Origin of the sequence: Clostridium zeae, from assembly GCF_017312485.1 — a bacterium.
GTDB lineage: Bacteria > Bacillota > Clostridia > Clostridiales > Clostridiaceae > Clostridium_AR > Clostridium_AR zeae.
In genome coordinates this window covers 1,068,788-1,081,303 of the sequence record NZ_BMBA01000002.1, presented here as the reverse complement: position 1 = coordinate 1,081,303, position 12,516 = coordinate 1,068,788, and the positions used below count along the sequence as shown (strand labels likewise).

Annotated in this window: 7 protein-coding genes; all 7 read left to right on the top strand. The window is 30.0% G+C overall.

The annotated features are described in order from the left end of the window. Window positions 1-203: 203 nt before the first annotated feature. The 7 genes from J3477_RS14195 to J3477_RS14165 all read left to right on the top strand — a co-directional run bounded on the left by J3477_RS14195 (window position 204) and on the right by J3477_RS14165 (window position 12,495). Complete coding sequence (locus tag J3477_RS14195) at window positions 204-1,148, top strand: ABC transporter ATP-binding protein (protein ID WP_206870597.1); 945 nt, start codon at window positions 204-206, stop codon at window positions 1,146-1,148. Window positions 1,149-1,162: 14 nt separating this feature from the next. After that, the gene (locus J3477_RS14190; RefSeq protein WP_206870596.1) at window positions 1,163-1,906 is read left to right on the top strand and encodes an ABC transporter permease; all 744 of its coding nucleotides are present in this window, start codon (window positions 1,163-1,165) and stop codon (window positions 1,904-1,906) included. A gap of 12 nt (window positions 1,907-1,918) precedes the next feature. Next, window positions 1,919-2,872: an ABC transporter permease gene (locus tag J3477_RS14185; protein WP_206870595.1), complete on the top strand. Its 954-nt coding sequence runs from the start codon at window positions 1,919-1,921 to the stop codon at window positions 2,870-2,872. 233 nt (window positions 2,873-3,105) lie between these two features. Beyond that, window positions 3,106-5,667, top strand: coding sequence for a LuxR C-terminal-related transcriptional regulator (locus J3477_RS26315; RefSeq protein WP_284691998.1), 2,562 nt, complete (start codon window positions 3,106-3,108; stop codon window positions 5,665-5,667). A gap of 319 nt (window positions 5,668-5,986) precedes the next feature. Further along, complete coding sequence (locus tag J3477_RS14175) at window positions 5,987-8,455, top strand: GH39 family glycosyl hydrolase (RefSeq protein WP_206870594.1); 2,469 nt, start codon at window positions 5,987-5,989, stop codon at window positions 8,453-8,455. A 309-nt stretch (window positions 8,456-8,764) separates the two neighbouring features. After that, the gene (gene srtB, locus J3477_RS14170; protein ID WP_206870593.1) at window positions 8,765-9,562 is read left to right on the top strand and encodes a class B sortase; all 798 of its coding nucleotides are present in this window, start codon (window positions 8,765-8,767) and stop codon (window positions 9,560-9,562) included. 188 nt (window positions 9,563-9,750) lie between these two features. Beyond that, entirely contained in the window at window positions 9,751-12,495 is a 2,745-nt protein-coding gene (locus J3477_RS14165) for a prolyl oligopeptidase family serine peptidase (RefSeq protein ID WP_206870592.1), read from the top strand. Window positions 12,496-12,516 lie beyond the last annotated feature (21 nt).

Below are 12,516 nucleotides of genomic sequence, written 5' to 3'. Positions count from 1 at the left end.
TAGAAACAATTGCTAAGAGTGACTAGTTTTTAGAAAGTGTATGTACAAGGAGCATCTGCAATAGGAATTTTGCAGATGCTCTTATGTTATTTATTATAGTAAGTTTGATAAGGCTACACTTTTTACTTTTGGTATAAATCAACCTTTCGGTTGATTACAGATATATGGTCTAGAGCGTAATATTAATATCAGAGGTGATGATGATGGAAAAAATACTAGAAGTAAAGGATTTGAAAAAATACTATAAAGAAAATAAAGCTGTAAATGGATTGAGTTTTGATTTATACAAAGGAGAGATATTGGGTTTCTTAGGGCCAAATGGAGCTGGAAAGAGCACCACAATAAGTATTTTATCAACTATATTAAGACATGATGAGGGAGAAATTAAGTTCTTTGGAACTGATATAAATAAAAATAAGAAAATGATTAAATCTAGTCTAGGCATAGTACCTCAAGAGCTTGCTATATTTGAGGAAATATCAGCATTTAGAAATGTTGAGTTCTTCACTTCCTTATATGGACTAAAAGGAAAGGAATTAAAATCGGCAGTGGTAGAGGCTCTTAAGATGGTTGGATTAGAAGATAAAAAAGATAGTAAGCCAATAACTTTTTCTGGAGGAATGAAGCGTAGACTTAATATAGCTTGTGCTATAGCTCATAAACCTAAGATATTGATATTAGATGAACCCACTGTAGGAATAGATCCTCAATCAAGAAATCATATACTTGAATCAATCAAGAGACTAAGGGATAAAGGTACAACTATAATATATACAACTCATTACATGGAAGAAGTTGAGGAAATTGCAGATAGAGTAATCATAATGGATAGCGGTACCAAGATAGCTGAGGGAACCATAACTGAACTTATGGAAAACTATAAAAATACAAGATTGTACAAAATTTCAGTAGAAACTATTAATAAGATTGTTTTTAAAGAAGATTTCTTATATGAGATAGAAGGAATTCAGAAAGTTGAATTTAAAGATAATTGTTTGAACGTTACAGCCATTAAAGAGATAGAAAACCTAGATAAGATAATCTTAAGGTTAATTGATAAGGGCATAAAGATAAATCACATAACAAGTGAAGAAGGAAATTTAGAAATGGTATTCCTAAAACTAACAGGAAAGAAATTAAGGGATTAGGGAGGCGGAGGAAAATGATTTTATGGCAGCTTATAAAGCAAGACTTTAAAAATCTTATTACAACACCTGTGATTGTAACGGTATGCGTTTTTTATCCATGGGCATTAGTAGGGTTATTTGGTTTCATACTCTCAAGTTTTTACGGTGGAAGGGGAGTAAGTTCTTATGATTATTACGGTGTGACCATGATGCTTTATTTAGTAATAACCTCCATAACTATAACTCCTAATACCTTTATGGAGAAGAAGCTTAGAAGGGGAAATATGAGGATAGCTTATGCACCAGTTTCAAAGGTAGCTATATACATGTCTAAGATAATTTCTTCATATTTATTTATGGGAATCAGTTTTTCAATAAATATGATTTTAATGCAATACTTTAATTTTGTTAACTTTGGCAGAAGTAACTTCATATATATTCTTATATTATTTGGAGCCTTTTTATTATTTACAGTTACTATTGGAGGAGCAGTTTGCGTAATCTTAAAAACTGAGGAACTTACTAATATGATACTTTCTAATATAGCTAGTATATTTGCTTTACTATCAGGAATCTTCTTTCCAGTGGATAGTTTAGGGAAGGTAGTAAGTAATATATCTAATCTATCTCCATTAAAGTGGATTTTAAATGTATCTTTTAGTGTGATATATGATAACAACTTTCAGAATTATAATGTGATTGTGCTTGTATTGATTATGTTATCGTTCATAAGTTTATTAATTATGCATTTTAACTATAAGCCTGAAGATTATATATAAAGGAGAGAAAAGATGTTAAAGCTAATTAAAGGAATTTTATATAGGATGGTAAATAATAAGGCTTATCTAATAACGCCTTTAGTAATAACTCCAATAATTATAGCAGCTGCGATTTATTTTTCCAGTAGCATGATTACTAAAGCCAATATAGGAGTGGTGGGAGCTAATGATTTAAATTTAAAGTCTAATGAAATAAATATAATAAAGCTTAAGGAAGATGTGCCACTTTCAGATCTAGTAAAGAATAAGTATGATGCAGTTGTAACCTTTAATAATGGTAAGGCTACAGTTGATACTATAAAAGATAGCAATTTTAAAGATAAAGTAAAAAAGATATTAAATGGAGAAAAAGTGGTTATTCAAGAAGGTGAAAAAAGAGGGGTAGCAGCTAATATAGTAGGTTTTTTAACTATGTTTGTGCTTGCACTTGGAGTAATGCTATATAAGTTTTTCTTTCATGATAAGAAAGGCATATCAAATAGGGTTATTAGCTCTAATATATCCTATGAACAATATGTAGCAAGTCATTTTATTTCGGTTTTTGTGATGATCTTTACACCTACACTAATAGTAACCACATTAGCAAAGGTAGTACTAAATCTAGATACAGCAGTAACAGTTCTAGAGTTAGCTTTTATAGTTTTTATGTTATCACTACTTGCTGCAGCCTATGGTTTGCTTATATCATCTATCGTTAAAGATGAAGAAAGTGCCAGTATGTTAGGGATTATGCTTAATATAACAACTACACTTATTGCAGGAAGCTTCTTCACAATATCTAATAACAATTTAATAAGCAGTATTGGAAGGCTGCTTCCTCAAAGGCATATCTTAAATTTCACCATGTATTTAGAGAATGGAAAAGGAATTAATTATACCAGTTTATCTAATGTGTTAATATTATCGTTAATGATGATTTGTGTATCCTTTTTGATTACTAGATTAAAGATGAGAAGTTATAATTAGAGAGTTCCTGTGTCTAAACTCTAGCGCTTCTAGTCAAAATCTATTTTTAAAACTCTCACTGCTTATGAGTAAGAGGGTTTAAGAATAGATTTTATCTGCTTTAAGCAATAGGTAATGTCAGTATTAAAATAGGCATGGAGTTAAAGTCTTCCAATTGTCTATATGATATAATAAATGTAAGAAAATCATAATGTTTAATATAGATAATTAATAAGTGGTTAAAGGTGATTATATTGAAAAGTATTCTTTATACAAGATTAATAAGACCCAAAAGCACTAGTTTAGTTAGTAGAAGTAAAAGCATACAGGATAAAGTTAATGCTATTTCAGAAAGTAAGTTAGCAGTTATAAAAGGTGGAGCGGCTGTTGGTAAAAGTACGCTTATTTCTAATTATATAAAAGATAAAGAAAATCATATGTGGCTTTCCTTGGACGAAAATAGTAATGATTTATCCTACTTATGGACTTATGTGTTATATGGGTTAAGAGATAAGCTTGAAGATTTAAGTTTATATATAGATATGATAAATCCATTAGTAAATAGGGAAGACATATTTGAATTAATATCGTCCATGATAAACGAGCTTTTAAGCGACGAGGAACTATTTATCGTACTAGATGATTTTCATTACGTAGAAGATAAGTTTCTTTTAGAAACTATAGAATACTTTATAGCTAATTCATCGGATAATGTACATTTTGTGTTGATTTCAAGATACGACATACCACTTTACCTAGGAAATATTCTTATGAGGGGTGGAGTTGTTGATATTAGCTCAGAGGATTTCTATCTTACCTTTGAAGAAAGTAAGGAATTTATAAGAAATAGTAGTAAGGTTCAGATTAGTGAAGAGCTTATAAAAGAAATATACTCAAGCTCAGAAGGATGGATAGGTGCAATTAAGCTCCTCCTTACAGTATTAAATAGCAATAAGACAATAAAGAATGTACCTAAGAATAGTAAGTTATTTATCGAATATATGAATAATGAAATTATGAAGAGTTTATCTCAAGAAGAAAAAGATTTCTTGATTAAAACATCTCCACTGAGTTATGTTAATCCTAGCATTTACAGTAGTATAGCAGCAAAAGATGGTTTTGAAATTATAGAAAAATTAATAGAAAAGAATATGCTTATAGTTTCTATAGATGAAGAAAAAAGGATTTATAGGTATCACAATATTTTAAGACAGTATTTGATGGAGTTGTTTGATAAATATGAAGATAAGATTAAAAGTGAAACCATTGATAGACTTACTAAATCCTTAATACAAGATGAGAACTATGATGAGGCACTAAGTATTTACATTAGTTGGCACAGATATGATGATGGGTTAAAGCTTATAGTGAAAAATGTACAGAATCTTGTATCTACTAAGCTCTTAAATGAGTTTCCTTTAGAGTACTATAGCAGGAGTATGGACCTAACTCTTATAACCATATTTTTTAATTATCTAAATCTAGATTATGAAAGATGTAATATTATAGCAAGTTCTATAAAAGAGGATTCTAATAATGAGTTTTTAAATTCTATAAGGTTATTCACCGTTATATTGGATAATTCTGCAACAGATAATTTTCACTTTGAATTACCTAGAGAAATTGACGAAAACTTAAATATACTCACAAAGACTATCTATTATATATTAGCTTCATGGATACTGGGATTTTGGGGAGAATGTTCAAGAGCTTTTGATATGTTAGAACTAATAGAAGAATCTAACAAGCTGCTGCAAAACAGTTATGTTGATTTGATGTGTAAATATAATAGGATTTCTCTTTTAGAAGAAATGGGTAGGCTGAAAGAAAGTGAAGCGGGATATAAGGAACTAAACAGCTTAATTAATAGTAAAAATAATAAAGCTTGTTTTAAGATATTTAAAACTGTGGGACTACCAGGGGTATATATAAAACAGCTTAAGTATAAAGAAGCACAAGAACTTTTATTAGAGGCTAATGATTTACTTAATGATTTGGATGGAAGAGATGCCTTTAGTTCATTGAAGATTGGTATCGAGTATAATCTGGCTGAAGTAAAATACATTAAAGGAACTATAAAGGAATGCGAAGAGCTATTAAGTGACATAGATAAGTACGAAAAGGGAAGCTATGTATATATTCAAATGCTGGCATTAAGGATAAGACTATTATCAAGTGAAGATAAGATAAAAAAAGATGAATATGATAAATTTATTAATACTTATGAATATATGTACAAAAATTCAAGTTATAAAGGAATTATAGGTATAACTTACGGAATGGCGCTTTTCCGTTTAGGAAGACATGAAGAAAGTTTAGAAGTATTTAAGGATGTAGCATCTTTAAGTAGAAAAAATAGAGCTGGATACTCATTGGTTTATTCTTTACTCTGGAAGGCAATAGTTTTAGATAAGCTTCAGACTAGTGAAAATAGAGAGCTCATAAATATTTTAAAGGAAGCAATATTCTACTCTAGGGAGGAAGAGATTTTATTTCCTTACTATGTAAATAGGAAGCTTCTAAATACAATATTTAAGAAATTTAATGGTCAATTGGTAGAGGATAAGGAAAATAGAGAGTTTCTTAAAAAGTTAGAGCGTATAGTAGAGATTGCAGGTGAAAATACTCTAATATTAAGTTCAAGAGAAATAGAAGTACTTAGAGCTTTAATAGATGGCTTAAGCAATAAAGAAATAGGAGAGAAGTTATTTATATCTGTATCCACCGTAAAAACTCATATAATAAATATATATTCAAAGCTTGGAGTTAAAAATAGAGTAGAAGCAGTAAATGAAGGAAAGAAGATACTCCAATAAAAAATATAATTTAATAGGGCGTAAGATTTTCCTCTTGCATCTCTGAAAAGGCTGAGGCGTAAAATACTTTGAAATAGGGAATATAAAATATTATGGTGCTAATTGACAATTATTGGAATGTAAAATATAATAATATTAAGTTTATATATTAAAAGCGTACATGTTATTGTTGGATTGCAACTGACTTGATCAGGCTAGACCTTCATTAATGAGAAGCAGGATGAAACCTACTTTTTTATTAATAGAGGTCTTTTTTACTGTATGGGAAAGTATCAAATTTTAATTCAAAAGGGTCTATTTATATAATGGGGGGAGATTAATGAGGTATACAAATGAGATTATAGATACCATAGGAGAAATTCCAGTTAAACTATATATTGAAAGCATTAAAACCTCAAGTTACTACTTAAAACCAAAGCTAATTTTGATATTTGTTATTAAAGGTGAAATTCTTATAAAGCAAGAAGACAAGAGCTATACACTAAGAGAAGAGGATGTTATTTTAATTAATCCAAACATAATGTACAGTATAGATAGTTCGAGCACTAATCAAATCTATATTTTAGAAATAGACTATCAGTATTTTAATAACTTATATAATAACTTTAGTGATTTGATGTTTGAATTAAACTCTTTAAATATTGATGAAAGCAATATAGAAGACTATAAAAGTATTAAAAGTATAATTATAAAGCTATTAGAAGTATGTATAAATAAAGAAAATGGATATTTATTAATGGCAAAACAGTTAATAATGGAAATCATAGTACGATTAATTAATAAATTCACTGTTGATAAAACAGAAAATACATTCTCTATAAATCATGATGACGAAAGGATAAACAGTATTATAAAGTTTGTACTTACTCATTATAAAGAAAAAATAAGTTTACAAGATATTTCGCAATATATGCATTTAAATTCCCAATATATATCTAGATATTTTTCAAAACAAATGGGGATTCCTCTAAATGCTTTTATTAGTAATGTACGATTGGAAGAGTCCATAAAGGATTTGGTACTATCGGATAAAAAAATTACTTTTATTGCGTTAGAAAATGGATTTCCAAATTTAAAATCTTACTTTAAGGTTTTTAAAGAAGTCTATGGCATGACTCCATCAAAATATAAAAATATTTATTTAAACGAAATAAAAGAAAATTCACTGGAATTAGATTTTTCTAAATTTAAATTAGAAAAGATACCTAATCATGAAAACGATAAACTTAGGTTGTTACCTGAAAAAAAGCAAAGCTATGTAATAGACTTGAATTCTTCAGTGAGTACTTTTAATAAGAGCTGGAAAAGGATTTTAGCTTTTGGTAGGGCTGCAGAAGGTATGAGAGAAGAACTAAGAAATCAATTGAGATTGGTTCAAAAAGATATAAGTTTTGAATATGTAAGGTTTCATGGAATATTTTCTGATGAGATGAGGGTTTATAGTGAAGACGATGAGGGAAATTCAGAATATAACTTTACTTATGTTGATGAACTTATAGATTTTTTATTGGAGATAAAGCTTAAACCATTCATAGAACTTGGGTATATGCCTGATCAATTAGCATCTGAAAAGAAATATATATTTGCTTGGAAGGCCAATATCAGTTTTCCAAAAAGCATAAATAAGTGGAATAAGCTTATAAAAAGCTTTGTGAAGCATCTAATAGAAAAATATGGGAGTAATGAGGTACAAACCTGGTATTTTCAAATTTGTGATCAATGGAGTTACTTCAATACTGAATATAGGAAGTACTTTGATTTTTTTAGAGAAACTTATAGTAGTGTGAAACAGGTTGAAGCAAAGCTCAGGATTGGAGGAACATTTGACCTGCAGCTTTTAGATAAGTATATTAGCTTTTTAAAAGATGAGAAGATAGTATTAGACTTTATTGCTATAAGAACTTATTCGCTTGTACCAATGGGGAAATCAGATTCACTTGAACTTATTAATAGGTTTGGAAAGGTGTCGGATAATCAACTAATACTTCAGAATTCTATAGATTACTGCTTACATGCTCATGAAAGTTTTATTAGTGAACAGATAGATAAATTTATAAATAAAATAGACAAGGATAAACTAAATATAAAAGAGATTTTTATTACTGAATGGAATACTACTCCGAGTCAAAAAGACTTATTACATGATACATGCTTCAAGGCTTCATTCTTCGTAAAAAACATTATTGCTAACTTTAATAAAGTTTATGGTATGGCTTACTGGTCCTTTAGTGATATATTTGAAGAAACTAAAGCAAGTAACAATATCTTTCATGGAGGACTTGGTTTTATAACTAACAATGGAATAAAGAAGCCAATCTATTACACCTATCAACTAATGAATAGGTTAGGAAATAACATAATAAAAAAAGAAGATGATTTCATAGCTACTAAGAATATCAATAATTCTATTCAGATTTTAGCATTTAACTATTGTCATTTTATTGATGATAAAAAGCAGTGTCATTCAAAAGATATTACTTTAAAAAATAGATACCATGTTTTTGATGAGAAAAATAAAAATATAAGCTTTGTTTTAAAAGGATTATCTGGAGAAGTAGTTATGAAAATATATAGAATTAATAAAGAAAATGGATCAGCCTATGATGAATGGCTTAGAATTGGTGCACCAAAATTTATGGAGTTAGATGAACTTAATTACATTAAAAATAGATCAATATTTGAATATAAAATGAAAAATATTGATATCAATGGTGATTTTATAATTAATGAAAAGATGGAGCCACATGAAGTTATGTTAATTGAAATTATTCCTATTAAACATAGCTAAATAAATTTCAATAGTATTATTAAACATAATAATTAGAAAAAGGTATATAAAATGTTGAAAAAATAGAGTGTTGAGAAAAGCACTCTATTTTTCTACTGTTTAGGAAAATATAAGATTATTCCATTTTTTGACTTCAATGTGGTGAGAATAATTAATTTTTTTAATTATATGAAAAATAGGGCAAGAAACAATAATAAAACAGTATGTAAAAATCTATAAATGGAAAGCTTTACAATTGTATGAAATATATAATTAATTTGCTGAGAAGTTATGAAAGCTTGGCATTTTAAAATATAGCAGGAGATATATATGGTTGATGATAATGGAAGAGATAGTGAAGGTAATTCAAATAAAACAGATTTGAAGAAGAAAGCTTCTATAAGAAGCGCTCTAAAAATAATTATGGTATTAATTTGTGCAAGTACCTTTTTATATTCTGCTTATAGTTTATACATCATTGGGAGTGAGTATAAGAAAGGTACTGATGAATACAAAGATTTACAAAAATATATTGAGAAACTTCCTACTGACAGCAAATCCACAAAAGCTTCGAAAATAGATTTTGACAGCCTTAAAGCTATAAATAGTGATATTGTGGCGTGGATTTATTTTGAGAGTACTGGAATTGACTACCCTATTGTAAAAGGTATAGATAATAACTTTTATTTAAAGCATACCTTCAAAAAGGAGGAAAACAAAGCAGGAAGTATTTTTATGGATTATGAAAATAATAGCCAGTTTAAAGACTTACATACCATGATATATGGTCATAATCTGAAGAATTCATCAATGTTTAGTGTATTAATGAAGTATAAAGATAAAGCTTTTTATGTGTCCAATCCTTATTTTTGGATTTACACTCCAAATGGAGATTTAAAATGTGAAATTTTTTCTTGTTATATAACGAGAAGTACGAGTGAGAGCTATAATAAGGGTTTTAGCTCAAGAGATGAATATGATAAATTCTTAAAAACTTTAAAGAAAAATTCTATTTATGATACTGGAGTAGAAGTTACTGTAGATGATAAAGTATTAAGTTTATCTACTTGTACAAATTCAGATAAAGATGATCGAATAATTGTGCATGCTAAGGTTTTGAAACAGTAATCATACAGTTGAATACACGCATTATTTGATGATATCAAAATTATATTAGTTTTAATAGTTAAAAAAGCAATATTGAATATAGATAAAAATTAACAAAATAAGCTAGATATTAAATAAGTACTTTATGATCATTTATATAGATTTTAAAGTAAAAAAGGTTTAAAAGCCTGTGATATGGGGGGGTAAAAATGGCAAGTATATTTAAACGAGGTGGAAAGCTAATGCTTGCAGTCATGTTAGCAAGTGTAATGGCAGTTTCTCCAGTAAGAAGTGTTTTTGCTGCAGAAGCTCAAGCAGCATCTTACCGTACAGTTACTGAGGTGTTTGACTGGGGATCAGCGACAACAAAGGTTATTGTTGACTTAGGTAAGAAAGTAGATAAAGGTTCAGTTGGTACAGATACTTTCAAAGTACATGTATTGAGAACTGATACTAGACCAAATACTGCGATTACTGGTGCTGCAGAAGGTGATCGAACTATTACTAAAGCATATGTTTCAGATAAGGATGGTAATGCTGTTGATAGTGGTAATTATGTAGTACTTGAAATGAGTGTTGGTCCTGATGATGCTTTAAGTTCTCCAATTAATTTCAGCATGACAACATTTATGAATGGATGGGTTAAATGTGATTACACGATAACTCAACAAAAGGATATCGCAGCAAGTTCAGGAACAATATCAGGACTAGTTGTTAACACTTCTGCTGGAGATATTAAACCTATTGTGGATAATTTCAAACTTGGACAAGCAACCTATGATAATGTTACTTTACATTATTCAAACTATACACCTGAAAAAGATAATAACAAACATCCATTAGTTATATGGCTTCATGGTATGGGAGAAGGCGGAACAGATGGATTACTTCCTATTATGGGAAATAAGGCAGATAACTTTGCTTCAAAGCAAATGCAAGCATATTTTGGAGGTGCTTATGTTCTAGCGCCACAAACTCCAACCTTCTGGATGGAGGGCACTAGTGGCTTTGGTGATGGAACTTCAAAATATGAGAATGCACTTATGTCGCTAATTAAAGATTACGTTGCAAACAACAAAGACATTGATACAAGCAGAATTTACATCGGTGGAGATTCTAACGGTGGATATATGACAATGCTTATGGCAAGAGATTATACAGATTATTTTGCAGCTGCATTTCCAACTTGTGAAGCTTTAAAGGATACTTTAATAAAGGATTCAGATATTGAGAAGATGAAGAACCTTCCAATATGGTTTACTGCAGCTAAAACAGATACTACAGTTCCAGTAAATGACTATGTAGTTCCAACTTATAATCGTTTAGTGAAGGCTGGAGCTAAGAATGTTCATTTATCATTATTTGATAAGGTAGTTGATACAACAGGTTTATATAAAAAGGCAGATGGATCACCATATGAATATATGGGTCACTGGTCATGGATTTATGTGTACAATAACCAATGCACAGATACGATTAACGGAAAAAATACAACAATAATGGAATGGTTAGCTAGTCAAGCTAAAGTTAAGTCTACAAGTTACTCAACAGTTACTGAAGTACAGGACTGGGGACCTGCAATTACGAAAGTAATCGTTAACTTAGGGCAAAAGGTAGATCAAGGTTTAATAGCTACAGATACTTTTAAAGTGCATGTATTAAGAACTGAAAATAGACCAAACACTCCAATATTAGGAGCTGCAGAAGGAGATCGTAAGGTTGTAAGAGCATATGTTTCTGATAAGGAAGGTAATGCAGTACCTAATGGAAACTATGCAGTTCTTGAAATGGAGATTGGACCAGATTTAGCTTTAGGTTCACCAATGAACTATAGCTTAACATCAGGTTTAAATGGATGGATTACTTCTAATTACACAATAACTCAGCAAAGAGATATAACTTCTGATTCACAAACAATCAGAGGTTTAGTAGGAAATGTATATGCAGGTGGAACTAGTGGACTTTTAGATAAGTTTACAACTTCCCAGGCAACTTATGATAATGTGACTCTTCACTATGCAAGCTTTTCCCCTGCAAAAGATAGCAAAAAACATCCATTAGTTATATGGTTACATGGTGGTGGAGAAGGTGGAACAGATGGACTTCTTCCTATAGCAGGAAACAAGGCAGTAAACTTTGCTTCAAGCGAAATACAAGGATATTTTAATGGAGCATATGTTTTAGCACCTCAAGCACCAACATACTGGATGGATGGTTTAAATGGTAAGGCTGATGGAACTTCAAAATATGAAAGTGCATTGATGTCCCTAATTAAAGATTATGTTTCAAATAACAAGGATATTGATACAAGCAGAATATATATCGGTGGAGATTCTAACGGTGGATATATGACATTATTAATGGCTAGAGATTATACAGACTATTTTGCGGCTGCGTTCCCAACTTGTGAAGGTTTGAAGGATACCTTAATATCTGATTCTGATATACAGAAATTAAAGAATCTACCAATCTGGTTTACAGCAGCTAAAACAGATACAGTACTTCCACCAGCTACTTATGTAGTTCCAACTTATGATAGATTAGTAAAAGCTGGGGCAAAGAATGTTCACTTCTCATATTTTGATAAAGTAGTAGATACTACAGGTTTATATAAAAAAGCAGATGGAACACCATATGAATATTCTGGACATTGGTCATGGATATATGTATACAATAATAAATGCATAGATACAATCAATGGAAAGAGCACAACAATTATGGAATGGTTAGCTGCTCAGGCAATAAGCAAAGCAACAACACCAACTCAAACAACTACTCCAACCCAAACAACATCAACAAATACTAGTTCAACTACAACATCAGTAAGCAGTACTAGTACAACTTCACCACAAACTGGTGATTCAGCACCAATACTACCATTAACATTACTAATGTCAGCTTCTGTAGCAGGTGGATATGTACTGCTAAGAAAGAAAGGTGTAAAACAACAATAGTATATATGTAAAGCAAGCAAG